24 protein-coding genes and 1 other RNA gene are annotated in these 23,138 nt (G+C 61.4%); 8 read left to right on the forward strand and 17 right to left on the reverse strand.

Annotation, left to right across the window (positions count from 1 at the left end):
* Positions 1-28 precede the first annotated feature (28 nt).
* The gene (locus KHO49_RS04965; RefSeq protein WP_102878301.1) at positions 29-685 is read right to left on the reverse strand and encodes a DUF2589 domain-containing protein; all 657 of its coding nucleotides are present in this window, start codon (positions 683-685) and stop codon (positions 29-31) included.
* 81 nt (positions 686-766) lie between these two features.
* On the reverse strand, positions 767-1,150 hold the full coding sequence (locus KHO49_RS04970; protein ID WP_102861053.1) for a transcriptional regulator: 384 nt from the start codon (positions 1,148-1,150) through the stop codon (positions 767-769).
* A 168-nt stretch (positions 1,151-1,318) separates the two neighbouring features.
* Here KHO49_RS04970 and KHO49_RS04975 point away from each other — a divergent pair, with 168 nt between their 5' ends.
* The gene (locus tag KHO49_RS04975) at positions 1,319-1,876 is read left to right on the forward strand and encodes a pesticin C-terminus-like muramidase (protein ID WP_110653092.1); all 558 of its coding nucleotides are present in this window, start codon (positions 1,319-1,321) and stop codon (positions 1,874-1,876) included.
* Between the two features lie 42 nt (positions 1,877-1,918).
* Here the strand turns inward: KHO49_RS04975 and KHO49_RS04980 are convergent, their stop codons facing one another.
* Together KHO49_RS04980 and KHO49_RS31005 are read right to left on the reverse strand one after the other, a co-directional pair.
* A complete protein-coding gene (locus KHO49_RS04980) occupies positions 1,919-2,377 on the reverse strand; it encodes a hypothetical protein (RefSeq protein WP_102878303.1) in 459 nt (152 codons plus the stop codon).
* An 84-nt stretch (positions 2,378-2,461) separates the two neighbouring features.
* Positions 2,462-3,010, reverse strand: coding sequence for a hypothetical protein (locus KHO49_RS31005; protein ID WP_249735472.1), 549 nt, complete (start codon positions 3,008-3,010; stop codon positions 2,462-2,464).
* Positions 3,011-3,195: 185 nt separating this feature from the next.
* On the opposite strand from KHO49_RS31005, the gene KHO49_RS04990 reads away from it, so the two are divergent.
* Positions 3,196-3,531 (forward strand): hypothetical protein, encoded by a 336-nt coding sequence (locus KHO49_RS04990; protein WP_060842421.1) that lies wholly within the window; start codon positions 3,196-3,198, stop codon positions 3,529-3,531.
* A gap of 75 nt (positions 3,532-3,606) precedes the next feature.
* Here the strand turns inward: KHO49_RS04990 and KHO49_RS04995 are convergent, their stop codons facing one another.
* The 3 genes from KHO49_RS04995 to KHO49_RS05005 all read right to left on the reverse strand — a co-directional run bounded on the left by KHO49_RS04995 (position 3,607) and on the right by KHO49_RS05005 (position 6,283).
* Positions 3,607-5,073, reverse strand: a complete 1,467-nt coding sequence (locus tag KHO49_RS04995; RefSeq protein WP_213664708.1) for an ArnT family glycosyltransferase — start codon at positions 5,071-5,073, stop codon at positions 3,607-3,609.
* Between the two features lie 126 nt (positions 5,074-5,199).
* Positions 5,200-5,724 (reverse strand): hypothetical protein, encoded by a 525-nt coding sequence (locus KHO49_RS05000; RefSeq protein WP_213664709.1) that lies wholly within the window; start codon positions 5,722-5,724, stop codon positions 5,200-5,202.
* 88 nt (positions 5,725-5,812) lie between these two features.
* Positions 5,813-6,283 (reverse strand): hypothetical protein, encoded by a 471-nt coding sequence (locus KHO49_RS05005; RefSeq protein ID WP_249735473.1) that lies wholly within the window; start codon positions 6,281-6,283, stop codon positions 5,813-5,815.
* 367 nt (positions 6,284-6,650) lie between these two features.
* Between KHO49_RS05005 and KHO49_RS05010 the strand changes: the two genes are divergently transcribed.
* Positions 6,651-6,968: a hypothetical protein gene (locus KHO49_RS05010; protein WP_011059155.1), complete on the forward strand. Its 318-nt coding sequence runs from the start codon at positions 6,651-6,653 to the stop codon at positions 6,966-6,968.
* A 26-nt stretch (positions 6,969-6,994) separates the two neighbouring features.
* Here the strand turns inward: KHO49_RS05010 and KHO49_RS05015 are convergent, their stop codons facing one another.
* Positions 6,995-7,777 carry an AraC family transcriptional regulator gene (locus KHO49_RS05015; protein ID WP_110595969.1) on the reverse strand — a complete coding sequence of 261 codons (783 nt, stop codon included), beginning with the start codon at positions 7,775-7,777 and terminating at the stop codon, positions 6,995-6,997.
* A gap of 115 nt (positions 7,778-7,892) precedes the next feature.
* On the opposite strand from KHO49_RS05015, the gene KHO49_RS05020 reads away from it, so the two are divergent.
* The 4 genes from KHO49_RS05020 to KHO49_RS05035 all read left to right on the forward strand — a co-directional run bounded on the left by KHO49_RS05020 (position 7,893) and on the right by KHO49_RS05035 (position 12,313).
* Positions 7,893-8,777: an EamA family transporter gene (locus tag KHO49_RS05020; protein ID WP_213664711.1), complete on the forward strand. Its 885-nt coding sequence runs from the start codon at positions 7,893-7,895 to the stop codon at positions 8,775-8,777.
* Between the two features lie 114 nt (positions 8,778-8,891).
* Entirely contained in the window at positions 8,892-10,532 is a 1,641-nt protein-coding gene (locus KHO49_RS05025) for an ArnT family glycosyltransferase (RefSeq protein WP_213664712.1), read from the forward strand.
* 70 nt (positions 10,533-10,602) lie between these two features.
* Entirely contained in the window at positions 10,603-11,058 is a 456-nt protein-coding gene (locus KHO49_RS05030; protein WP_110595972.1) for a GNAT family N-acetyltransferase, read from the forward strand.
* A gap of 262 nt (positions 11,059-11,320) precedes the next feature.
* On the forward strand, positions 11,321-12,313 hold the full coding sequence (locus tag KHO49_RS05035) for a TerC family protein (protein ID WP_213664713.1): 993 nt from the start codon (positions 11,321-11,323) through the stop codon (positions 12,311-12,313).
* A gap of 149 nt (positions 12,314-12,462) precedes the next feature.
* On the opposite strand, the gene KHO49_RS05040 is transcribed toward KHO49_RS05035, so the two are convergent.
* The 3 genes from KHO49_RS05040 to KHO49_RS05050 all read right to left on the reverse strand — a co-directional run bounded on the left by KHO49_RS05040 (position 12,463) and on the right by KHO49_RS05050 (position 14,767).
* Complete coding sequence (locus KHO49_RS05040) at positions 12,463-12,840, reverse strand: DUF6124 family protein (RefSeq protein ID WP_213664714.1); 378 nt, start codon at positions 12,838-12,840, stop codon at positions 12,463-12,465.
* Positions 12,841-13,483: 643 nt separating this feature from the next.
* Entirely contained in the window at positions 13,484-13,921 is a 438-nt protein-coding gene (locus KHO49_RS05045; RefSeq protein WP_102878313.1) for a GNAT family N-acetyltransferase, read from the reverse strand.
* Between the two features lie 297 nt (positions 13,922-14,218).
* The gene (locus KHO49_RS05050; RefSeq protein ID WP_102878314.1) at positions 14,219-14,767 is read right to left on the reverse strand and encodes a GNAT family N-acetyltransferase; all 549 of its coding nucleotides are present in this window, start codon (positions 14,765-14,767) and stop codon (positions 14,219-14,221) included.
* Positions 14,768-14,924: 157 nt separating this feature from the next.
* On the opposite strand from KHO49_RS05050, the gene KHO49_RS05055 reads away from it, so the two are divergent.
* Positions 14,925-15,773, forward strand: coding sequence for a helix-turn-helix domain-containing protein (locus KHO49_RS05055; protein ID WP_102878315.1), 849 nt, complete (start codon positions 14,925-14,927; stop codon positions 15,771-15,773).
* A gap of 513 nt (positions 15,774-16,286) precedes the next feature.
* Here the strand turns inward: KHO49_RS05055 and ssrA are convergent.
* The 6 genes from ssrA to KHO49_RS05085 all read right to left on the reverse strand — a co-directional run bounded on the left by ssrA (position 16,287) and on the right by KHO49_RS05085 (position 23,020).
* Positions 16,287-16,680: a transfer-messenger RNA gene (gene ssrA, locus KHO49_RS05060) on the reverse strand.
* An 87-nt stretch (positions 16,681-16,767) separates the two neighbouring features.
* Entirely contained in the window at positions 16,768-17,055 is a 288-nt protein-coding gene (locus tag KHO49_RS05065) for a PA2433 domain-containing protein (RefSeq protein WP_102878316.1), read from the reverse strand.
* Positions 17,056-17,266: 211 nt separating this feature from the next.
* A complete protein-coding gene (locus tag KHO49_RS05070; protein WP_213664715.1) occupies positions 17,267-20,077 on the reverse strand; it encodes an FAD-binding and (Fe-S)-binding domain-containing protein in 2,811 nt (936 codons plus the stop codon).
* The gene (locus KHO49_RS05075) at positions 20,074-20,745 is read right to left on the reverse strand and encodes a LutC/YkgG family protein (protein ID WP_213664716.1); all 672 of its coding nucleotides are present in this window, start codon (positions 20,743-20,745) and stop codon (positions 20,074-20,076) included. The genes KHO49_RS05070 and KHO49_RS05075 overlap by 4 nt, the downstream gene beginning before the upstream one ends.
* On the reverse strand, positions 20,745-22,199 hold the full coding sequence (locus tag KHO49_RS05080; protein ID WP_102878319.1) for a LutB/LldF family L-lactate oxidation iron-sulfur protein: 1,455 nt from the start codon (positions 22,197-22,199) through the stop codon (positions 20,745-20,747). Before KHO49_RS05080 ends, KHO49_RS05075 begins: the two co-directional genes overlap by 1 nt.
* Complete coding sequence (locus KHO49_RS05085; RefSeq protein WP_213664717.1) at positions 22,196-23,020, reverse strand: (Fe-S)-binding protein; 825 nt, start codon at positions 23,018-23,020, stop codon at positions 22,196-22,198. The genes KHO49_RS05080 and KHO49_RS05085 overlap by 4 nt, the downstream gene beginning before the upstream one ends.
* Positions 23,021-23,138 lie beyond the last annotated feature (118 nt).

A 23,138-nucleotide genomic window follows, 5' to 3' on the forward strand; every position in this document is an offset into this window, starting at 1 on the left:
GGCGGGGCGGGTGGGTCAAGCGTGGTTGTCAGGGCTTGTTGCCGCTGTTTTCCGCCGGAGCATCGGGCATTTTCAGCGCGTTGGCGGTGGGCAGCTTGTCGGTGTCGGTGGCGGTGGCGCTCGGCAGCATCACCGGTTTGGTGGCGGCGTCGGTGAGGAAGTCGATCACCCGCATCAGGGCTTCCGGTGGGTCCTGGCGGACGATCTTGGTGCTGATGGCATAGCGTGCCCGGGTGTCGGTCTTGCGGGTCTGCGTGGATTTGTGGCTCGCCGCACCCTTGACCGAAACACTGAACGGGCCCCAGCCCATCTTCGCCTCGAAACTGCCGGAGGCTTCAGTGGAACTGGTGTCCTCGGCCATCTGGCTGATGGTCAGCTCGAACTCGATGGAGCCTTCCTCGATGGTGATGTTGGGGTGACTGATGGCCGCCAGCAGCGGGATGCGCATCGACTTCTTCACCGTACCCTTGTAGACGCCCTGGTCATCCACCAGGGTTTCGTCGTAGTCGAACTGCACCGATACCGCCTGGCCGTTCTGGATACACACACCCATGAGGAAGTCCGCATAGGCTTTGCTCGCGGCGACCTGCGCCTGGATCATTGCCATCAACGGACCGGTGATCATCTTGTCCAGGGGCAGGGCGGCAATCACGCCGCCGATCAAGCCCTTGTCGATATCTGGCATGGTCAATCTCCTTATCGTTTATGCGCGAGTTGCGCCCTTGCACCTTAAGCAAGCCCGCGCCGCCGATTCAGCGGGAATCGATTACCGGTGAGTGTTGGCTTCCAGGCGGCGGATGTTGCCGATCTGCCGCAGGCTCAGGCCGTACTTGTCTGCCAGGACGCTGCGGGAGATGCCTCCCAGGCTTTCCAGCTGGATGTGCTGATTGCGGATCTGCCGGCAGAAGTGGTCGGCCTTGGGGATCTCCAGGGCCAGTCCGGCGAAGCGTTCGATCAGGGCGTTGAGAGCATCGGGAGGCAGGATCAGCGCCAGCGAAGTGCGTTCGGCGTGCTTGGGGATGTACTTAGGACGGCCGCCGTATTCACGTGTCAGGCGGTAGGCGTTTTCCAGGCCGATGCAGTCGATGAGGGCCTGGAGTGAATGGGGTAGCTGGCGAATATCGATAAGACTGAGGTCTTTCACGTCCATTTGGTACCTCCTTGGAATTATGAATACAGCTGGTTCGATCCTAAGGAGGTGTGTCGTCCTCTGTTCAGTGGGAAATTTCCCCCCTATTAAAGGGAACTATTACATTCTGATGTTGTATCGGTCGCTGGTGATGCACTGGATTTTCTTCAACTGGAGGAGGAAATATCCATGTCACGCTATGCGATTGATTTCAGTTTTATCGCCGCTCTGGAAGGCGGTGCCATGACCCGCGGTTATGTGCCTGATGCGGCCAACAGCAAGAGCGGGGTCACGGTGGGCACGGGCTTCGATCTGGGGCAGCGAGGGGTGAAGGATTTGCAGGCGCTCAATCTGCCGGCAGATCTGGTGCGGCGCTTGACGCCCTACCTGGGCCTGACGGGGCTCAAGGCCAAGGCGTTTCTCGATGGCCAGCCCTTGAGCATCGGCAGTGACGAGGCCGAGCTGATCGATGAGGCGTTCAAGGCGCCCTTTGTCGATAGCCTGGCGGCGAACTACGCCAAGGCCAGTGGGGTGGATTTCGCCCAACTGCCGGCACCGATGCAGACCGTGATCGCCTCGGTGGCTTTTCAGTACGGCGACCTGGCCAGCCGCACGCCGAAGTTCTGGGCCCAGGTGGTGGCCCGCGACTGGTCCAGTGCCCTGGCCAACCTGCGTAACTTTGGCGACAGCTACGGCACTCGTCGGCGCAAGGAGGCCGATCTGCTGAGCTCGCAGATCGCTTCATGAGCCGTTGCCGCCCAGGCTAAGGGCCTGGGCGGCTTGTCGGTTTCAGGGGCAGGGGATGATTTGCAGCAGGCTCGCACTGCCCATGTGGCTGGTGTCATCGGGCCGGGTGCCGGTGGGCAGCGAACGCCAATCCACCAACAGGCACAGAGCCTTGAGGGACTTGCCCTGGGCCTGGCCGATGGGCGTGGCAAACTCATGGCGGTACAGCGCCTGGGTGGTGTTTTGCGCGGTTACGCTGCTGGCATTGCTCAAGGTGGTGCGAGCCATGTCCGGCAGTTTGTCCTGGGTGATGGTGAAGCGCGGTTGTTCGCCCGCGGTATTGAAAGCGCCCTGGTCCCGGGCGCGTTTCCACAGCTGCTGCCATTGGCTGCTGCCGGCGGTGCTCCCCAGGGTGGCGGCGTAGGCCTTCAGGGTTTCGGCCGGGGTGCTGGTGGTTTCCAGGGCGTGGGCGGCGCTGGCCAACAGGCTCAGGCCGATGATCAGTGAACGCAGAATCAACATGGGGCAACTCCTTCTGCAGGCCGCTAGGGCCCGACACGAACACAGGGAGGACCCCGGCGACAGGTCATCGCCGGGGGACAAGGCTCAGCGGGCGTCGAGGTAGTCCCAGCGCAGGCCTTCCTTGTTGTTTTTCGCCGTCAGCTCCTTGGCCACGGTGTTCTCGATGGCGTTGACGTTGATGTTTTCCACTTCAAGGATGTTTTTGTCCGCCAGTTGCTTGCGGAACTCGGCCTTGTTGGTGAGGAACTGGCAGGCGTGCCCCAACTCATGCATCAGCACCAGGGCCGGGGACAGGCGCTCGACCCGGTCACTGGCGAACAGCGCGAGGAATTTCTGGAAGTTGCTCAGGTCCGGCTGTTTGTATTGTTTCTCGATGGCGTACACCTGGGACTTGAGGTTCCACACCACGCGTCCGGCGGACGTGGTGGAGTTGGCGGCCGGAGGAATCCAGCGGTCGGTCTTGTCCGCCGCCGAGGAGTTGGTGACTTCCACGGTCAGTTCCTCTTTGACGGCGATCAGCTCGTCGAGGAGGAAGTTGGCCAGATCGGATTGGCGCAGGTAGCGGCAGGCATCGTCGAAGCGCTTCTGGGCGACGGCCTGGTCCAGGGTGGAGGTGGTAACGGTGATGCTCATGACTGACTCCTTGGGGGGATTGCCCGTCGTTGGGCAGGAGTCATGGTTTCAAGGGCGGCGTGCGGGTATCAGCGGGAAAGGGTTCAAGGGGTGTGGGCGGCGGGGATGGGCAGGACGGTATCGCGCGAGTAAAGTGCCGGCGCCCGGGAAATGAGTCCCGGGCGCTTTCTCCATGGAGTTACGTCGTGAAGCACATCAGCAAAGTCGTTGCCTCTGCCTGCCTCGGTCTGGTTCTTGCGGGCTGCACCGGCACCCCGATGAAAACCCAGCAGTTGGACAGCAGCCAGTACACCGTCATCGGTCACAGCGAAGGGAGCGCCACCGGCATCATGTTGCTGGGCATGTTCCCGATCCAGCAGAACAATCGCTTCGTACGCGCCCAGACTGCGGCGATCAAGGCCAAGGGCGGTGATGCCCTGATCAATACCCAGGTCCAGGAAAGCTGGTTCTGGGCCTGGGTCCTGAACGGCTACACCACCAAGGTCTCCGGTGACGTGGTCAAGCTGAAGAATCCTCAGTAAGTCCGTACCGTGCCGGGCTCCGTCGCGGGTCTGGAAATGAAAACGGCACCTGCAGCAGGTGCCGTTTTTGTTGGGTCAGCCGGCGGGCGCCAGGCTGACGAAGTAGTAGGCCTGGCGGCCGACCATGAGGGTCTGCTGGATCTGTAGCGGCGGCTTGGGCGCTTCGGCGCCGCCCAGTACCGCCATGTGCTGCGGCGACTCGCGCAGAAAGGCCAGCAACTGCGCCTCGGTCTGCAGGTCCTTGAGCAGGCTCTGGGTGTAGAACACGCTGGCGCCGGCGATGCGCTCGTTGGCCTGGTACAGCGCCAGCTGGTGCCCGCTACCCTGCAACGCCATGATCCGGTCGGTCACCGGAACAAACGACAGCTTGCGGTCGGCCTTGGGCGCGGCCCATTGGGCGTTGGCCAGATAGCCGCCGATCACCAGGGCCATGAGCGTTATCAGCAAGCCCTTGCGCTGGCGCCCCACGGCACTCCAGAAACCCGTGCCCAGGGCCCGCTGGGCCAGGCGCTGGTAGAGCACCGCGCCATATTCCGCCGCCAGCACCGCCGCTGCCGGGGTCAGGGACATCAGGTACACCGTGCGTTTGCTGGAGGCCAGGCACAGCAGGGTGAATTGCGCCAGCAACCAGAGGCTGAAGAACAGCAGGTAGCGGTTCTGCACCAGGGTTTTACGGAAGTGCCACAGCCCCAGGTAGACCAGGATGTTCCACGGCAGGAAGGCCTGGGGCAGCTTGGCCAGGTAGTAATAGAAGGGTTCGTAGTGTCCGGCCTCGACAAAGGAGCCGCCGAAGCGCCCGACGCTGTTGGTCCACAGCACTTCGCCCAGGGCTTGCAAGCCGCCGCGCTGGTAGAGCAGGTACAGCCAGATCATCAGCGGTACCAGGCCCAGCAGGGTCAGCAACCCTGGGCGCAACCAGTGGCTGAGGGTGAAGCGTTTTTCGATCAGGCTGTCGGCCAGCAGGTAGGCGAAGATCACCACCCCCGGCATGGCCAGGCCCAGCACGCCCTTGCTCAGGGTGGCGATGGCGATGCCGACGGCGAACGCCAGCCAGGCCAGCAGCGCCGGTTGCCGTTCGGCCTGACGGCGCTGGGCCTGAAAGAACGCCAGCAGGGCCAGGGTCACCCCCAGGCTGAGCAGGGCATCTTCACCCACGCCGCGCACGTTGCTCCAGTAACTGGCCATGGTTGCCAGCATCAGCCCGGCCACCGCGGCCAGGGTGGCCGGCCGGCCGAAGCGGCGCAGCATGGCGTACAGCAGCATCACGCTGATCAGCCCGGCGAAGGCTGAGGCCAGGCGCACCGCCAGGGGCGTGCCGCCGAAGGCGCGGATGGCGCCGGCGTCGAGCCACAGGCTCAGGGGCGGCTTTTCCAGGAACGGCGTGCCGAACAGGCGCGGTGTCACCCAGTCATCGTCCAGGTGCATTTCCATGGCGATCCCGGCGACCCGGGCTTCGGTGGAACCTTGCAACTGGTGGTTGCCCAGGGCGAAGAAGAACAGCAGGCAGGCCAGCAGGAACAACAGCGGAGCGGGTCGTGACATGAATTTTGCGCCGGCAGATCGAGGGACGCAGCCGGAAGGCCGCGGGCAAGCGCAAAAGTATACGGAGGCAACTCTTAACAAATTGTGAACAAGTAGGGGGAAAAGGTGCGGTTCGGTCTTGAGGGCTCAGGCGGACCGGTTCGCGCGGTGTTGGGGAGTTGATCTGCGCAGATGACGGCCGCTGCGCCACCAGAAAACCAGCCCCAGAAAAGCCCCCGAGCAGCCGAACAATGGCGCCAGCGGCAGGTAGCGCGGCAAACCGTCGGGTAGCGGTTCATCCTCGTAGCGGTCGGTATAGAAGCTGGAGGGCACCAGGCTGGCTACCACGGGAATGGTCGGCATCGCCGCCAGTGCACCGCAGAACAGGTAGATCAGCACATTGCGCCAGGCAAACCGTTGGGCCAGCCAGAAGAACAGGGCGCAGGGCAGGGCCGTGATAATGCCGATCAGCACGCCACTGACCACCAGGGTCAGCAGGCCCACGAACAGCGTCTGGGTAATGATGTCTGCGTTCAACGAGCCGGCGCTGGCCAGCATCGCCAGCATGATCAGCAAGGCCAGGATCACGGCCATGGCCGTGACGCCGATGAAGTAGGCGGCGAACCAGTCTTCTGGCTGCACGCTGCGTTGGGGTGGAGTTGTTACGGACATGGAAAAGATCGCTATATGGGTGGCTGCTTTGGCCCTGCTCAAGGGGCGGGTTGCTTGGCGTCGGGCCGGTGGTGAATAAAGGCTCGGCTCAGCGCAAGTGACGCCCGCTGCGCCACCAGAACACTACCCCCAGAAACACCCCGCAGCCGCCGAACATCGATGCCAGCTGTATATAGTGCAGCGCAGCGCTGACGCCGTGCGGGAGGTTGAAGAGTTCGGGGAGCAGCTGGGTCATCACGGGAATGGCGAACTGCGCCGCCAGGGCTCCACTCACCAGGTAGATCCACAGGCGGCGCCAGGTAAAGCGCTGGGCCAGCCAGAAGAACAGGATGCACGGCAAGGCGGCGATCAGGGTAATCAGCACCAGGCTCACCATCAGCACCGCCACGCTGAACGACAGGGAGTTGAGCAGCGATTGCCACGGCGTCTGGCTGGTGCTCAGCAGGATCAGATTGACCACCAGCATCAGGGCCAAGGCCAGTCCCGCAACGCCGATGAAGTACGTGGCGATCCAGTGATAGGGGCTCAGGGTGCGAACGGAATTGGACGTTTGGGGCATGGTGGGCACGGGCTTCAGGCTGAGGATGACCGGACCCAGGCTATCGGCAAGCAGGCGGTTTGATTGTGGAGTTTGCGTGGTTTTTTCGCGGTCAATGTTCTCTGGTGGATGACGTCGGGGCAGAAAATCCCTTATACAGGCAGCGGCCCGTCGACTGTTCACGGGCCCGGCTTGCGTCACCCACCCAGAAGGAGATGGACATGTTCAAGTTCCTGACGATTACCGAGTTGCCCCGTACCCCTGCGCATCGAGATACAGGCTCCGTTAGCGGAGCGATCAATGCCTGGGAGCTGAAAAATCGGGCTCTCAATACCAAGGGGTTTGTTACATGTCCAAAGAATTACTCGGAGTTTCTGCTGTAGGGCTGATGGTGCTGGGCGAGTTCTGCGCCATCTACAGTGAAGTGGTGGTGGCGCGGCTGGCCCATTCCGGCAACACCTCCGGTGCCGAACTGGCGTTGCCGGTGCTGATCATGTGCCTGGGCGGTATCTGTCTGCTGGCGGCCTACTGGCTGGGTTACGTGGCGGTTGGCGACATCTGGATCATCACCGTGGTCTCGGTGACGTCGCTGCTGCTTCTGGAGCCGCTGGTGATCTGGGCGCTGTTCCAGCAGGCGCCCGGGCGCGGCGCCTTGATCGGCTTCTGCCTCGGTGCGCTGGGGATGTTGTCCGCCGTGTTCCTGTAGCACGGCCTCGCTCAGGCTCGGGTCCTTCAGGCCCGGGCCCGGGCAAAGTAACGACTGGGCGCCTCGCCCAGGACCTTGCGAAACACACTGCTGAAGGCACTCGGGCTGCTGTAGCCCAGGTCGCTGGCGACCCGGGTCACGGCCTCGCCCTGGCCCAGGCGCACCACGGCCGCCAACAGGCAGGCCTGCTGGCGCCATTCGACGAAACTGATGCCGGTGTGCTGGCGAAACAGCCGGGTGAAGGTACGACGGCTCATGCCGGCGCGCTCGGCTATGGCATCGATCCCCAACTCCAGCGATGGCTGTTCCAGCAGCTCGCGACAGACCCTGGCCAGCCGCGGTTCGTCCGGCAGCGGGGCGTTGAGGGTCAAGGCCGGCATGCTGGCGACTTCATGCAGCAGCAGGTTCATCAACTGCCCCGGCACACCGTCCCTGGCGTAGAGCGTGGGGAGGTGCATGGCCCGCAGCAGTAGCTGGCGCAGCAACTCGGACACTTCCCGCACCTCGCATTGCTCCGGCAAGCCCAGGCGTTTTGCCGCCCGGGGGCGCACATAGGTGTTGAGCATGGTCACCGGCCCGCTCATGTGCATGGCATGGGTCACCCCGGCCGGCACCCAAATGGCCCGCTGTGGCGGCACCACCCAGTTGCCCTGTTCGGTGTAGACGCTGATGACCCCGGTAGCGGCGTAGGCGAACTGCCCGCGTCGATGCTGGTGTTCGGCGAAGTACTGGCCGTCCGCATAGTCGATGGCCGTGACCAGCGCGTCTCGGGGGATGTTTTCGTAGGGATCGATATCGATAGGGTGCATGGCCCGAATCTACTGATAGTTGACCTGATACTGCAAGCGGGCCATGGCGTGCTCCGGCGATAGTTCGGCCCCGGCCGGGGATTTGCTCGCGGCCGCCTTTCCTGGACCGCGCGACATGCAGAAAAAACACCTGTTCCTGGCCTTGCTGGTGACGGCCTTGTGGGGCCTGAACTTCCCCATCACCAAGCTTGGGCTGGCGAGTATCGATCCATTGCTGCTTACCGCCTTGCGCTTCACCCTGGCGGCGTTGCCCTGGGTATGGCTGATACCTCGCCCGCCGGTGGCATTCGCCTGGTTGGCGGCCTACGGGCTGATTTTCGGCGTGGCCATGTGGGCGCTGATCAACCTGGGTATCGAGCAGGGCGTGGCTCCGGGCACGGCTTCGCTGTTGATCCAGTTCAGCGCCTTTTTTTCCCTGGGCTGGGGCGTGTTGCTGTTCGGCGAGCGCCTGCGCTGGCAGCAGGTTCTGGCCACGGCCATTGCTTTGTGGGGGCTGCTGCGGATCATCGGCGACAGCCCCGGGCACGCCACCAGCCTGGGTTACGCCTTGCTGCTGGTGAGCGCCTTCAGCTGGAGTGTGGGCAACGTCATCATCAAGCGCTGTGGGGTTCGCGAGGTGTTCGCCTTCGTGGTCTGGGCCAGCCTGTTTGCGCCGTTGCCGCTGCTGGCGTTGACCTGGATAAGCCATGGGAGTGCGCCGTTTCTGCAACTGGCCGGACAGGTGTCCGCCAGCGCGGCCTTGTCCCTGATGTTCCAGGTCTATGCGGCAACGCACTTCTGTTACTGGGGCTGGAACCTGTTGCTGCGGGAGTATCCGGTCTCTCGGGTGGCGCCCTTGTCGTTGCTGATCCCGGTGTTCGGCATGGCCGGGTCGGTGTTGATCCTGGGGCAGCGGGTCGGGGTCGATGAGGCTGTATCCATGGGCCTGATCCTGCTGGCGCTGGCAGTGGGGCAGTTTGACTGGCGCCGGTTTTCGGCCCTGGGGCGCCGGTCCCTGTAGCCGCTGCCGCAGGCGGGTTTCTTATCCTCGTTCAGTCACCGTTCAGGGGTATCGCGCGCACCATGTCCAGCCTTACGCCGAGCTTATGGCACGGCACTTTCTGGTGGGGCGAAGATGGTTCGAGAAACGCGTTTCGGGATTGAGTCCTGGGGTATCTACCTGGTGGCCCTGCTGCTGTTCACCTTTGGCATCTGGGACGAGCAGCCCCAGGGTTTCGACGGCCGTTGGGCGCTGTTTCTGCAGGAGATGTTCCGTCACGGGCCGAGCCTGTTCCCCACCACTTACGGCCAGCCGTATCCGGACTATCCGGCTACCGCGACCTTCTTCAGCTACCTGTTTGCCCAGGCCTTCGGCGCCCCCAATCACTTGGCCAATATCCTGCCCACTGCGCTGGCCTCGGCCGGGGTGCTGGCGTTGCTGTATCGCTTGCTGGCGCCTTCGGGGCGCACCTGGGCGCTGCTCGCGGTACTGCTGACGGCGCTGACCAGCCAGCTGTTGGACAAGTCCCGCTCGGTGTGCCTGGACCAGATGGTTTCACTGCTGTGCCTGGGTGCCTTCTACCTGCTGCACAGCGGCGAACAGCGTGGCTCGCTGCTGCGGCCACTGATGGTGCTACCGCTGTTTGTCCTGGCCTTCGCCATTCGCGGGCCCTTGGGGCTGGTGGAAGTCTGCGGGGTGGTCTGCACCTATTGGCTGTTGGGTGAGAGCCGTACCCAGGAGGCGCGCCGTATCTTGTTCAAACGCGTGCTCGGCTACGGCTTCAGCGGTCTGCTGTTGCTGGCAGCCTGTTGGTGGCTGCTGCTGAAGCTGGCTTATCTCAGCGGTGGCGAGGCCTTTGTGCAGCAGGTCTACCACATGCAGGTGGGCGGACGTCTGGATGAGAGTGGCGAGCCGTTCTACTTCTACTTTCAGTTGGCGTTGTACCGCTACTTCCCTGTGGTGCCCCTGGCCCTGGTGACGCTGTGGATGCTGCGCCACCAAGTGTTCCGGCGCCATGCCGACCCGCAGCTGCGCCTGGTACTGCGTTTTGGCGCCTGCGGCCTGATGATCCTGCTGGGCTTGTCGGTGCCGCATTTCAAACGCGCTTATTACATCTTGCCCATGGTGCCGATGTTCGCTGCGGTGGCCGCTTACGGCCTGCTCATGGTCCGGGGCCGGCTGGACAAAGTACGCAGCGCCTACCTGTGGCTGGTGGGTTTGTTGCCGGGGTTGTGCATCCTGTTGCTGTTCGTCCTTAAACACAGCTGGCACAAACACGGTTACTGGCCGCCGGTGTCCATGCCGCTGCTGATCGCGATCTTTGTCCTGTTGCAACTGCTGGCTCTGTACTGCTGGCGCAAGACCCTGGGCAGTTTCGGCCGGCGCCTGGTACTGCTCAGCGCCCTGGCCCTGGCGGCGCAATGGACGCTGCTGGTGGCGGTGCTGAACCCAGCCAAGGATCTGCAATTCGACACCCAGGGTTTTGTTTCCCAGGTGGAACAACTGCGCGCGGCTGAACACGGCCCCCTGGTGTTCTTCAACCTGGGCCAGGACACCTGGGCCGTGCGCTACATGATGAACCTGGACCACGACGAACAGCCGCTGTTTGTCAGCGGCGACGCCCCCGGACAACTGGACACATTGCCCCACGGCTCCTGGGTGATCGTGGCGCGCAAGGATCGAGAGAAGCTCCAGGGCACCTCGCTGGAAAACCAGCAGCCGGTGTACGAGGGGCGCTTGAATGACAATCCCTGTTTGGTGTTTCAGTTGCAGTAAGTGCTTGGCAGCGAGTGGTGCGGGTCGTATTTTTGGCCCCTGCGATCCGCGTTGAAACCAGGGAGTGGTCATGGAATGCCAGGTTCGTCCGGCCCTAGAGGCCGATGCCGCGAGGGTCAGCCAAGTGATCCTGGCGGCCTTGCTCACCAGCAATGCCCAGGACTATCCCGCCAGTGTGATCGAGCGGGTCCAGGCCAGCTTCACCACCGATTCCGTGCGCCAACTGATGCAGCGCCGGCAGATGTTCGTCGCCCTGGTGGACGGGGAATTGCTGGGCACCGCCAGCCTCGACGGGCGCGCGGTGCGTTCGGTGTTTGTCGATCCGGCGTACCACGGCCATGGCCTGGGCCGGCAACTGATGGCCGCGGTCGAGCAGGCGGCGCTGGACTCGGGTTTGACCTCGCTGGTGGTGCCCTCATCGGTCACCGCCGAAGGCTTTTATGCACGCCTGGGTTTTGTCCGGGTACGCGAGCATTACGAGGGCGAGGAGCTGACGTTGATCATGGAGCGGGCCCTGAGCCCTTGAGGAAGAACACGCGGGGCGGGCTTCTTCGGTGCTGATGCCGCTGCGAATTGAGCCCGCAGACTGGCGACCGCCGAGTGCGCTGGCGCCAGGTGATGAGCGCCACTGAGGTCTTGCAAATAGACATAACTTGCAACTCTTGCATTGTTGCGAAACCCCATGCGGCTATTTAGTTTTTTCCTCACAACGCCGGGCCCCTCTGACAGCTAATCGCTGCCATGTCGGAGTTGCAGTTTGTACAACTTCGACACTGGGAGGCGCACTCATGACAGCCCTTGAATCCTTCTTTTTTGCTGAGTTTCTCGGCACCGCTACGTGGCTTTGGTTCGCGTTTATCAGCATCGTTGTCGGCCTGCTGGTCTTCGACCTTGGGGTGTTACACCGTGAGCATCGAGAAATCGGCGTTCGTGAAAGTCTGCTGCTGTCTGCGGGCTACATCGCGGCTGGCTTGCTGTTCGGCCTTTGGGTCTGGCAGGTCAAGGGCGGTGACGCCGGGATGGATTTCTACACCGGCTTTCTGATCGAGAAATCGTTGTCGATGGACAACGTGTTCCTGATGGCGATGATCTTCAGCTTTCTGTCCATTCCGCGGCAGTATCAGCATGAGGTGCTGTTCTGGGGAATTCTCGGCGTGATAGTGCTACGCGCCATCATGATTGGCCTCGGTGCGGCGCTGATCGCCGAGTTCAGTTGGATTCTCTATGGGTTCGGCGTCTTCCTGCTGCTGACTGGGGTAAAGATGCTGTTCAGCAAGCTCGATGATCACCCCGACCTCAGCGAAAACCTGCTGGTGAAGTTCTTGCGCAAGCACATGCGGGTGACCGATCGCCTGCATGAAGGGCGCTTCTTCGTCCGCCAGGCCGATGCCAGTGGTACGTCCGTGGTCTGGGCCACGCCGTTGTTCCTGGCCCTGGTGCTGATCGAGTGCGCCGACCTGGTGTTCGCGGTGGACAGCGTCCCGGCGATCTTTGCCATCACCCAGGACCCGTTCATCGTCTACACCTCGAACATCTTCGCCATCCTCGGTCTGCGGGCGTTGTATTTCGCCCTGGCAGCGATGATTCACCGCTTCGCCTATCTCAAGTACGCCCTGGCGCTGGTGCTGGTGTTTATCGGCGGCAAGATCTTCATGGTCGGCATCATCGGCAAGATTCCAGCGGTCATTTCCTTGAGTGTGACCCTGGCTTTGCTGCTGGGCGGAGTGCTGGTATCGCTGTGGAAAACCCGTGGGCAGGCGTCTGCTGGTCCGCAGGTTTAGATCCCGATGGACAGCAGCCTTGTTGGGGCATCAGACACCTGGACCGGGCGCGCATTCTCGACTGAATGCGTGTCCGGCTTCATTCGAGCGCTACAAAACAGCGCGGTAGGTCGTGCTGCCGCGCTGTGCTTTTACGAGGCCTGCTACCTCTAGGGCCTGTGGCGACTGCCATCGAGCAAGGCATCTACCACCGCTCGCGCCATCTCCACCGAGTGCACCAGGGACCAGATCAGACCGCGCTCGATGCCACTGCCGCGCTCGGTGATTTCATCGGAGACTTCTTCGGCGCTTTTGAGCAGCAGGGAGACGTGGAGCAGGGCTTCTTCGGCGTTGATGCCGCCGCGTACTGAGAACAGAGAGTCGCGACTTACTGGGGTGCTGATGGTTTTTTTCAGTGACTGGATCAGAGGTACATCGGCAGGCTGAAGTGACAGTTTCTGCCGGATCTGCTGATTGGCCAGATCGTGCTCGGGGTTTCTGCCGCGATGGGCTGCAGTGTGGGGAGGATCGGGGACGAGCTTTTTCATGGCGTAACTCCTAGTACAGAGATAGGAGCCTTCACCGTCGCTGCTAAACGATAGGGTGGCGGCCGTTCGCAGGTTAGCAGACCGGTGTACTAGGAACCCGGCGCACCCGAAGGTGCCCTGCGCACGGCCGCCATAAAGCGGAGCCAAAAAAAGCGCCACGTAATGGGGGCGCCATGCGCCTAGTTACACGTCGAGCTGCTAAACCCGGTCACTGAATGTGCAGTGACGGATCGAGGCTAGCCAGGGTGAGGGGGTAGGCGCAAGCGGCTAGGAGTTTCTAGGAAAGTTCACACAATAGAAAGAGACTTAACGCCGCTTTGGGGCAACCAATGCTCGGTCCGTGAGAGTGGGGAGGGGCGGTTGGCGATGGTGGCTGAACGTTAAGGCCAGCATCAACAAAGCCCGCACAAGGCGCGCTTTGTTGGTGCTTCGTTTGGTTGGCTACCAGGAACCCCGATATCGTCTAGCGCTTGCGCCACGACGAGAAGTGCGTCCCTGGCGGTGTAGAGGATGGTCACGTGCTCATCGTCGAAGTACAGCGTCGGGAAAAGCTTGCATTGCGTAGGGCTTTCGGAATCAAAAGCGATTGGAGTTGAAGGTAATTAGAACTTTTGTGCAATGCTCGGATTGTATTTGGCGAAGTTCAAATCCTGATCCTCGCCAGCATATCTTCGCCGTCTGCATCCATACCAACCTCGACAAACCCGAAGCTGGAGTAAAACCCTTTAGCTACGATGTTCTTGGGGTTGTAGCAAATTTCAATTTCTTTCAAATCTGCGATCTGTTTTATTTCATGGAGGGCGAGACCCAGCGCTACTCTGCCGATGGATTTCTGCTGATGTTCTTTGTCCACCATAAAGCGCCAGATAGAGACTTTGCCTTTTGATTCCTGCACCCACATAAAAAAGCCTACAGGCTCTCCATCCGCGATTATGGCGCGTGTGAAGTAGCCTGGGTTGTACGCAGCCTCAACGAGCGACCAGGTATTACTTGCCACGTAGTCTTCCTGTTCTTCAGTGACCTCCAGTTCACAAATCGCCTCATAGTTTTGTTGCGTTATTTGGGTAAGTGAGATTTTCATAGAGTCTCCTGAGTTGGGGTGTTGATGAGGCTCAATTAACTTTCATGGGTATTTAGTTCATCCTGCGCCTTCACCAGCAGCGCGGCGAACAGGTCGGCGCTGTCCTGCGGCAAGGCTTCGCATTCTTGCTGTTGCTGTTCGCAGCAGTGCTGCGGCGGCGGGGGGGATTCCGGTTAGCTCTCCGTGCAGTTCCAAGTAAGGTTTGAACTCCTCTCCGGCGTTCGTGCGGTTTACGTCGTCACCAGGCTGCGTCCGTCGGTTGTGGCCGCCGTACATCGGTGCCTTTGGTTTGTGTCCTTACTCTTTCGTATGGTCCAGCCATTCTTGGTAGGTGATACGGCTAATGTGTTCTGTCCGATAGTCTTGGAGGAACTGGTTGTATTTGTTTTCTTCCGTGTGATGAAAGCGAAAGCCACACTTCGATTGAGCAGCATAGGACTGGATGTTGTTGGCGAAGTAACCACACCAAAGTGCTTTGAGGTTCAGGTTTTCAAAGGCGTGTCGCATCACTTCACGTACTGCTTCCGGAATCAGGCCTTTACCCCAGTACGGCACGCCGATCCAGTAGGCGATTTCCCCTTCCTGCTCACTGATTTCAAAATTGCTGTTGCTGCCTATGAGAATGCCCACACAACCAACAGCACGGCGATTTTCCTTCAATTCGACCGCGTACACCTCGGGGTGATTGAAGACCGTACGGATGATGTCGGCACTGTTCTCCACACTGGTGTGGGGGGGCCAGCCAGCGATAGGGCCGACTCGGGCGTCTTTGGCATATTCGTATAGATCATCGGCGTCTGTGTCCTGCCAGGGGCGCAGCAAGAGTCGTTCTGTTTTAAGTGTCATGTCCTGTACTCGTAATGGATTGATTCGTTCAGGACAGAGTATTGGGAGGCATATCATCGGTACACGTCAGTACCTCGGCTTTTTCGGTACTTTTAGAAACAGCTGCGCCAAGCGGTGATAGGATTTTGGCTCTTGTTTGTTGTAGCGCTGGGTCACTATGCATCACATTCCGAAACTTTCCGTTCCTGGCGACTTGATGCGGATGGGAGAAACCACGCTAGCGGAAGGGCTAGGTTTACCGCTTTCCTTCGGTCACGCTTATTTGACGCTGCTGGTGTGCCTCTCCGGTAGTGCCCACTTCACACTTAACTTCAAAGAGCATGCGGTTAGGCGCGGTGCTGTGATGCTGCTGGCTGAGGACACTATTGCCTTGCTCAAACGTCGCTCGCGCCGCTTCAAGGTGTTTTTCTGCCTTATGCCGAAAAGTTTTGCCGCTGAGGTTGCCTACCCACTGCCAAATACGTTGTTCGTATTTCTGCATGACCATCCTCATTGCGTTCCATCCAGGGACGACATGCCGTTGATAGAGGGCTGGGTGACGCAGATGCGGAACATTGCGCAGACCTGCCCCACCTACCAACGCATCATGTTGCGCAATCAGCTGCAGAACCTCTTTTTGAAAATAGCCGAGCAACTTCCAGCCAGCCAAATAGAAAACAGGGGATTCAGCCGGAAGGAAATGCTCAGTTGGCGCTTCTGGGAATTGATAGGCAAACATTGTGTGCGCCACCGAGATGTGAAGTTCTACGCCGACGCACTGAATATCACGCCGTTCTACCTGTCGCAGTTGACCAAAGCGTTTTTCAATGACACACCCAAGGGCCTGATTGATCGGCAGGTAACCTTGGAAATCAAGGCGCTTCTTTCATACAGTGACTTGGCTATTGGCCGTGTGGCCGACGAACTGAACTTTGCCGACGCATCTTACTTGTGTCGCTACTTCAAGCGCCAAACGGGGATTTCGCTGTCCCGTTATCGTAAGCACAAGAGGGAGGATGGGGGATAGGACTGACCTGCGGTCGAAATAGAGGAGGGAAGGTGCACTACATTTTGATTACATATAGAGCGTTCGCTTTAGGTCGGCTACCGCATTTCACAGCAAGCAGCATTCTGCAGATTCTGTTGAGAATCGGACTGCCTAAACGGATTGAATCGTGACTGGTTAAAACGCCTTTTTTGCAAACGACTAACTGAAATCTGAGTTCGGAAGCCTTTGCCGAAGTAAAGAACTCAACTTCGGATGCATTATTTTCTTCTGCAGAAACCATGGCCGACTTTTTCAACGGAGTCAGCCAAATGCAATCACTCGAATACGTCTACTAAATCAAGGCGGTTCAGCACTCTATGACATCATTCGGTATTCCAAAAACTACCCCTGAAGGGCTTGGAATACCTTGTGGAATACAAGAAGGTGGGGATTTTGTCGGACGTCTGTGGACGCTAGTAGGCGCCAAGGTCCTGTATTTTCTGGATCTCAGGCACAAAAAAAGACGTCCAAGGACGTCTTTTCTTGTTGAGTTGGTGGAGCCGGGGGGATTTGAACCCCCGTCCGCCAGTACTCCGCTGTCGGTACTACATGCTTAGCCGTGTCTATTGAGTTAACCCTCAGCGACCCGACGGGCAGGGTGCTTTGGGCGAGTTGTGTAAGTTTTAGCCGCTTCGTCCACAACGTACTGCACGGCGATTCTGTTCTATATGACAATCATTTTGGGTTTACAGACATCCCCTGATGATTGCTGGACCCGAAGGTACCAGGGGGGAAGGGCTAAGGCTGCTTACGCAGCGAGAGCGTAATCCCCGTAGGTTTCGTCATTGGCAACTATAGGAAGTTGCAACAGTGGATTTACGAGTTCTGTTACCAACTCGGCATGCACCTAAAGTTTCGCAACCGGCGTCGAATCCTAAACGGCCCCGAACCTGTTGTGCATTACCAACAGGTAGGCGGATTCTACGCTAAGCAAGCGCAGAAGGCCAACCCGAAGGTTGGCCGATGTATCGGCCTATTGACCGCCCTTGGTGTTGTTCTGCAATTGCTGGATCGCCTGGGTGGTCAGGGAGATGCAGTTCTTGGTGCCTTCCTCGGTGCCTTTGGCCTGTTCGGCGGTGGCTTGCTGGACCTTGGCGTCGATGTTGCTGCTCAAGTCCGAGCTCATGGCCTCGGTGCTGACCTTGGCATCCTTGATCTTTTGCAGGTTGATCTGGCACAGGTCCTCTTGCCCGGCGGCAAACACCGGGGAGGCCAGCATCGCGGCGGTGATGAACAGTCCAGCCAGTGCAGAACGCTTCATGGTTATCTCCTTGATCGCAGGGGCTCGGCGTTGCCGGTCAACAGGACGGGCGGCCGAGTGGGGCTAAGCCCTTTTTGTGCGGGCCTGGAAAATGGACCCTGGCCGCGTGCCGGGGTTCGGTTTTTTTTGCGATGAAACGTAGCCGCCGTTATCGCGTTCAAGCAGGCACAAAAAAGGGGCGAAGCCGCCCCTTGTTGTCCTGCCCCTGAAGTCAGACCGCTTTGGCCCGGGTGACCCGGTCCACCAGATAGACCAGCCCGTGATAGTCGATCCCGCCGTGCTGGCTGAGGCCGATTTCACAGGTGCGGCTGGTGGAGATGCCTTCGCTGCAATACTGCACCGCGTCCTTGAGGCTGCGCAGGGAGTGGGCATTGAGCTCGGGGGTGGTGAAGCCCTTGTCGCCGGCGAAACCACAGCAGTGGATGCCTTCGGGGATCACCACGTTGTTGCTGCAACGCCGGGCCAGTTCGATCAGCGCCTGGCTCTCGCCCAGGTGCTGGGTGCTGCAGGTGATGTGCACGGCGATTGGCGCTTCCTGGGGGGTGAACTCCAGGCGCTCCAGCAGGTGGGTGCGGATGAAACGCACCGGGTCGTAGAGGTCCAGGCGCACATCCCCCAGGTCCTGCACCAGACGCAGGGTGCAGGGGCTGGTGTCGCAGTAGATCGGGTCAAGGCCGCCACGGCTGGCGTGAAGCAGGGCGCCGATCAGTTCCTGGCGCTTGTCTTCGGCCTGTGTGGCGTAGCCCTTGGAGGCGAAGGGCTGGCCGCAGCAGAGGTTGTCCAGGTTGTCCGGCAGCACCACTTGATAGCCGGCCTTTTCCAGCAGGCCGCGGGTTTTTTCGTAGAGCGACGATTGTTCCTTGTCGCCTGCTGCTGGCCCCATCGCTCGGGACACGCAGGCCGCCAGGTACACCACTCGCGGGCGCGCGTCGCTGACGCTCGGGCTGAAGCGAATGGCCTTTTCCGGCTGGGGCATGGCGTTGTTCCACTGCGGCACCCGGCCTTTGGACAGACGCGTCAGGCTCGCCGACAGCTTGCTCAGGCGCGGCGCTCCCAGGAGCATGCGCGCGCCGTTGGCCACGTGCAGGGTGAAGCGCGCGCCCTGCAAGGTGCTGGCGAAATGCGAGCCGAGCCAGTCGGCGGTGCCGGTGTGAGTGGCGTGCTCGCTGCGCAGTTTCTTCACCAGCTCGCCGGTGTTGATGCCCACCGGGCAGCGCTGGGCGCACAGGCCGGTGGCGGCGCAGGTGTCGATGCCCTGGTACTGATAGGCCGCCTCCAGCTCGGAGGTGTCGATGCCGGCGCGTTTACGTGCCTGGATGTCGCGCCAGATGACGATGCGCTGGCGCGGGCTCAGGGTCAGGCCCTTGGATGGGCACACCGGCTCGCAGAAACCGCACTCGATGCACTTATCCACAATCTCGTCGGCCGCCGGCAGCGGTTTGAGATGCTTCAGGTGGATCTGCGGATCTTCGCTGAGCACCACGTCCGGGTTGAGGATGCCGTTGGGGTCCAGCAGGCGCTTGAGCTGCCACATCAGCTGGTAGGCATCGCTGCCCCATTCCAGCTCGACGAAGGGCGCCATGTTGCGTCCGGTGCCGTGCTCGGCCTTCAGCGAACCGCCGAATTCCACCGCCACCAGTTGCGCCACGTCGTCCATGAACGCCTGGTAGCGGTTCACTTCCTCGCTGCTGTTGAAGCCCTGGGTGAAGACGAAGTGCAGGTTGCCCTCCAGGGCATGGCCGAACAGGATCGCTTCGTCGTAGTGGTGCTTGTCGAACAGCTCGATCAGGCGGTTGACGCCGATGGCCAGCTGCTCCACGGGGAAGGTCACGTCTTCGATGATCACTGTGGTGCCGGTCTTGCGCACCGCGCCCACCGCCGGGAAGGTGTCCTTGCGGATCGCCCAGAGCTTGGCGTTTTCCTGCGGGTCTTCGGTGAAGTCCACCTGTTTTTCCACCGGGAAGGCGGCCAGGGAATTCATGATCTGCGCCAGTTGCTCGTGCAGCAGCGACGAGGACGCGGCGCGGGACTCGATCAGCAGCGCGCAGGCGTTGGCCGAGAGCTGCTGGACGAAAGCCGGCATGCCGGGCTTGTCCTGCACCGAGCGCAGGCTGCGGCGGTCCAGCAGCTCCACTGCCGACACTGGCTGGCTCTTGAGCACGGTCACCGCGTTGCAGCAGGTTTCTACGTCGGGAAAGACGATCAGCGCCGAGGCCTTGTTCGGGGGGTCGATTACCGTGTCGTAGGTCACCGCGCTGATAAAGCCCAGGGTGCCCTCGGAGCCCACCAGCAGGTGGCTGAGGATGTCCAGCGGTTCGTCGAAATCCACCAGGGCATTGAGGGACAGGCCAGTGGTGTTTTTCAGCCGGTATTTGTGGCGGATCTTCGCTGCCAGCTCGCTGTTGGCGCGGGTGCTGCGGCCCAGTTCGGCCAGGCGCTCCAGCAACGGACCATGGCTGGCGCGGAAGGCGGCGATGCTGGCGGCATCCTCGGTGTCCAGGCGCGTGCCATCGGCCAGTACCAGGCGAATGCCGGCCAGGGTGTGATAGGTGTTCTGCGCGGTGCCGCAGCACATGCCGCTGGCGTTGTTGGCGACGATGCCGCCGATCTTGCAGGCGTTGATCGAGGCGGGGTCGGGGCCGATCTTGCGCCCGAACGGCGCCAGCCAGGCATTGGCCTGGGCGCCGATCACACCAGGCTGCAGACGAATCTGCGTACCCTGATGGCGAATCTCCTTGCCGTTCCAGTTATCCCCCAGAACGATCAGCACCGAGTCGCTGATGGCCTGCCCGGACAGGCTGGTGCCGGCGGCGCGGAAGGTCACCGGCACGCGGTCGCGCTGGGCCAGCTGGAGCAGGGCGACCACTTCATCTTCGGATTCGACGCGGATCACCAGCTTGGGGATCAGCCGGTAGAAGCTGGCATCGGTGCCGAAGGCCAGGGTCGAGAGCGGGTCGTCGAAACGCCGCTCCTGGGGAATCAGTTGCTGGGCATCACGTAGAAAAGCGGCCGGTAGGCTCATTGGTCCTCCAGGATCAGCACCACCAGGTCTTTCGGGCCGTGGGCGCCGTAAGCCAGGACTTGTTCGATATCAGCGGTCTTCGACGGGCCGGACACCAGCAGTGCGTTGGTCGGCATGCCGGCGGCCCAGTTCATCTGTTGCTGCACCTGATAGAAGTTGTCGCGGATTTCGCTGGCCTTGAGCAGGGCGAAATGCACCGGCGGCACCAGGCTCATCAGCCGCGGTTCTTCCCGGGTTGGCCAGAGGATCAGGCTGCCGGTGGCGGCGATGGCACCCAGGGTGCCGGTGAGGCTGGCCGGGGTGTCGTTGAACAGCTCGGCTTTCCACTCTTCCAGCGGGCGGTCGTAGGCCTTGAGTGCCGGCAGTTGCGGGTGCTCGGCCCAGTACTGGGTGACCCGCTGGCCATGGGGCGTGCTCGGGGCGATCAGCAGGCTGGGCAGCTGGCGCTCCTGCAGCAGCCGGGCCAGCAGTTCAGGCCAGTCGGCGCCGGTGCTCAGGTGGATCTCGGTGTGCACCGCTTCCATCTGTTTGCGCAGTTGCGGAATGCGTTGTTCCGCCGTGTAGCTGTAAGGCTCGGTGACCAGCGCCTCGTCGAAGTTATCCACAATCGGCGTGGTGCCGGCGAGGCTGTTGCGCAGCTTGGCGAGGATATTGTGTTTCGCGCTCATCAGCGGTCTCCCTGCTTGTCCAGGTGCTCACGGGCCAGGTCATGCAGCGACCGGGCGGCGGGTTTTGGCGCGCTGTGGTTCTGCGTCCAGGGGCCGACCTTGCTCGGGGTGAGGGCGCGCAGGCGGGTGGCGGCCAGGGTGAACAGGCGATACAGGGTCGGCGAGCTGTTGAGGCGGGCCCAGGCGTTCCAGATGAAACGCTCCTTGCGCGAGTACTTGCTGCCCTGACCGCGCATCACTTGATGGGGGCTGTCCGGGGCCTTGACGTTCTCTTCGCGCAGGCGTCGCAGCAGCGCCGGGATCGGGATCTTCACCGGGCAGACTTCGCCACAGGCGCCGCACAGCGACGAGGCGCTGGGGTGATCCGGCACCTTGGCCAGGCCGACCATGTGCGGGGTGATGATCTTGCCGATCGGCCCCGGGTAGACCTCGCCGTAGGTGTGGCCGCCGACTCGGGTGTAGACCGGGCAGTGGTTCATGCAGGCGCCGCAGCGGATGCAGTTCAGGGTCTGGCGCAGTTCGCTGTCGGCAAAGGCCTGGCTGCGGCCGTTGTCCAGCAGCACCAGGTGCACTTCCTGGGGGCCGTCCAGCTCATGCTCTTTGCGCGGGCCGGAGATCATGTTGACGTAGGTGGTGATGGGCTGGCCGAGGGCCGAGCGGGTCAGCAGTGAAAGAAGGGGCACCACATCGCGCAGGTTCTCGACGACTTTCTCGATCCCGGTGACGGCAATGTGCACTGGCGGCACGGTGGTGGACATGCGCCCGTTGCCTTCGTTTTCCACCAGCAGCAGGGTGCCGGTCTCGGCCACGGCGAAGTTGACGCCGGAGACGCCGATATCGGCTTCGAAGAATTTCTGCCGCAAGACCTTGCGACCGATCTGAATGAGTTGGTCAACGTCCTTGGTGTACTCCACGCCGAGTTTGTCGTGGAACAAGGACGCGACCTGACCGGCATTCTTGTGGATCGCCGGCATAATGATGTGTGAAGGCTTCTCGTGGTCGAGCTGGACGATGAACTCGCCCATGTCCGACTCAAGGCATTCAATGCCTTGTTCAGCGAGGACATGGTTCATTTCCATCTCTTCGCTGACCATCGATTTGCCCTTGATCACTTGCCGCGCCTCGTGAGCGCGGATGATCGAGAGGACGATGCCATTGGCTTCGTCCACCGTTTCCGCCCAGTGCACTGTCACACCGTTGCGGGTCAGGTTCTGTTCCAGGCGCTCGAGCAGGTCGGGCAGCTTGGATAACGCCCGGGCGCGAATCGCGTTGCCCAGGGCGCGTAGGTGTTCTCTTTCGTGGGCATCGCTGAACGAGGCCGCACGCTTGGCCATGAGTGAGTCCATGGCGCTGCGAAAGTTGTTTCGCAGTTGTTTGTCCCCCAGGGCTTCGTGGGCCCGGGTTCGGAAATCGTCCGCCACGTTGGTGGTCGGAATCAGCTCGGGGGTGCTCATTGTGCACCTCCGGTACGTTGCCAGAGGAAGCTCGCCAGGTGCTTTCCGCGCAATGCCTCTTGCTGTTTCTCCAGCGCGCCGTTGATGTTCATCAAGCAGCCGCAATCGGCACTCAGTACCTGATGCGCGCCGGATTCCTTCAGCGCCCGGGTCTTGTCCGCAACCATGGCGCCGGAGATGTCCGGCATTCGGACGCTGAAAGTCCCGCCAAAGCCACAGCATTCGCTTTCGTGGCTGTGTTCTACCCGTTCCACGTTGCTCAGCTGTGACAGCAAGTCACGGCCGTGCAGGTGGGTGTTCATTTCCCGTCGAGCCGAGCAGGAGGTGTGCAGCGCCACCTTGACCGGGGCGCCGCGGTCCTTGAACTGCACCTTGCACACGTGCAGGAGAAACTCGGCCAGCTCGTAGGTGCGGGCGGCCAGGGCCTGCACCTGTTTCAGGGTTTCGGGCTCGTCCTTGAACAAGTCCGCGTAATGCTCGCGCAGCATGCCCGCGCAGGAACCCGACGGCACCACCACCGGATAGTCGCCGGCAAACAGCGCCAGTTGCGAGCGGGCCACGGTGCGCGCCTGCTCGGTGTAACCCGAGGTGTAGGCGGGTTGGCCGCAGCAGCTTTGCCCTTGCGGGTACTCCACGCGAATGCCTTCGCGCTCCAGCAGGTGAATCGCGTCCATCCCGGCTTCGGGATAGAACAGATCGACCACGCAGGTGCCGAACAGGTAAACCCGCGACGGCTTCGCACTGGGGTACTGCCGGGGTTCGGCCAGCGGTGGCGCGACACGAGTCGCATTGGGCACGGCGTTGTAGAAAAGCTCGCTCATCAGGCGTGTCTCCGGGTGGTCCCGGTTATTCGTCCGTCGCGGCGGCTGAAAGATAAACCAGCAAGCTTTCAGCAGCCTTGCAGACCGGGTGGTGAATGCGGACGCCGCGGGTAAGGGC

The organism is Pseudomonas sp. RC4D1, assembly GCF_018390395.1.
GTDB classification, from domain to species: domain Bacteria; phylum Pseudomonadota; class Gammaproteobacteria; order Pseudomonadales; family Pseudomonadaceae; genus Aquipseudomonas; species Aquipseudomonas danubii.

Bases quoted from the DNA above. Each gene is read 5' to 3' on its own strand.
- KHO49_RS05030 (WP_110595972.1), top strand. From the start codon at position 10,603: ATGGAATGCCAGGTTCGTCCGGCCCTAGAGGCCGATGCCGCGAGGGTC.
- KHO49_RS05015 (WP_110595969.1), bottom strand. From the start codon at position 7,777: ATGCACCCTATCGATATCGATCCCTACGAAAACATCCCCCGAGACGCG.
- KHO49_RS05075 (WP_213664716.1), bottom strand. From the start codon at position 20,745: ATGAGCGCGAAACACAATATCCTCGCCAAGCTGCGCAACAGCCTCGCC.
- KHO49_RS05020 (WP_213664711.1), top strand. From the start codon at position 7,893: ATGCAGAAAAAACACCTGTTCCTGGCCTTGCTGGTGACGGCCTTGTGG.
- KHO49_RS04980 (WP_102878303.1), bottom strand. From the start codon at position 2,377: ATGTTGATTCTGCGTTCACTGATCATCGGCCTGAGCCTGTTGGCCAGC.
- KHO49_RS05040 (WP_213664714.1), bottom strand. From the start codon at position 12,840: ATGAAAAAGCTCGTCCCCGATCCTCCCCACACTGCAGCCCATCGCGGC.
- KHO49_RS05000 (WP_213664709.1), bottom strand. From the start codon at position 5,724: ATGTCCGTAACAACTCCACCCCAACGCAGCGTGCAGCCAGAAGACTGG.
- KHO49_RS05035 (WP_213664713.1), top strand. From the start codon at position 11,321: ATGACAGCCCTTGAATCCTTCTTTTTTGCTGAGTTTCTCGGCACCGCT.
- KHO49_RS05025 (WP_213664712.1), top strand. From the start codon at position 8,892: ATGGTTCGAGAAACGCGTTTCGGGATTGAGTCCTGGGGTATCTACCTG.
- KHO49_RS31005 (WP_249735472.1), bottom strand. From the start codon at position 3,010: ATGAGCATCACCGTTACCACCTCCACCCTGGACCAGGCCGTCGCCCAG.
- KHO49_RS05055 (WP_102878315.1), top strand. From the start codon at position 14,925: ATGCATCACATTCCGAAACTTTCCGTTCCTGGCGACTTGATGCGGATG.
- KHO49_RS05070 (WP_213664715.1), bottom strand. From the start codon at position 20,077: ATGAGCCTACCGGCCGCTTTTCTACGTGATGCCCAGCAACTGATTCCC.
- KHO49_RS04975 (WP_110653092.1), top strand. From the start codon at position 1,319: ATGTCACGCTATGCGATTGATTTCAGTTTTATCGCCGCTCTGGAAGGC.
- KHO49_RS04970 (WP_102861053.1), bottom strand. From the start codon at position 1,150: ATGGACGTGAAAGACCTCAGTCTTATCGATATTCGCCAGCTACCCCAT.
- KHO49_RS05065 (WP_102878316.1), bottom strand. From the start codon at position 17,055: ATGAAGCGTTCTGCACTGGCTGGACTGTTCATCACCGCCGCGATGCTG.
- KHO49_RS05080 (WP_102878319.1), bottom strand. From the start codon at position 22,199: ATGAGCACCCCCGAGCTGATTCCGACCACCAACGTGGCGGACGATTTC.
- KHO49_RS05085 (WP_213664717.1), bottom strand. From the start codon at position 23,020: ATGAGCGAGCTTTTCTACAACGCCGTGCCCAATGCGACTCGTGTCGCG.
- KHO49_RS05050 (WP_102878314.1), bottom strand. From the start codon at position 14,767: ATGACACTTAAAACAGAACGACTCTTGCTGCGCCCCTGGCAGGACACA.
- KHO49_RS04965 (WP_102878301.1), bottom strand. From the start codon at position 685: ATGCCAGATATCGACAAGGGCTTGATCGGCGGCGTGATTGCCGCCCTG.
- KHO49_RS05005 (WP_249735473.1), bottom strand. From the start codon at position 6,283: ATGCCCCAAACGTCCAATTCCGTTCGCACCCTGAGCCCCTATCACTGG.
- KHO49_RS05010 (WP_011059155.1), top strand. From the start codon at position 6,651: ATGGTGCTGGGCGAGTTCTGCGCCATCTACAGTGAAGTGGTGGTGGCG.
- KHO49_RS04995 (WP_213664708.1), bottom strand. From the start codon at position 5,073: ATGTCACGACCCGCTCCGCTGTTGTTCCTGCTGGCCTGCCTGCTGTTC.
- KHO49_RS05045 (WP_102878313.1), bottom strand. From the start codon at position 13,921: ATGAAAATCTCACTTACCCAAATAACGCAACAAAACTATGAGGCGATT.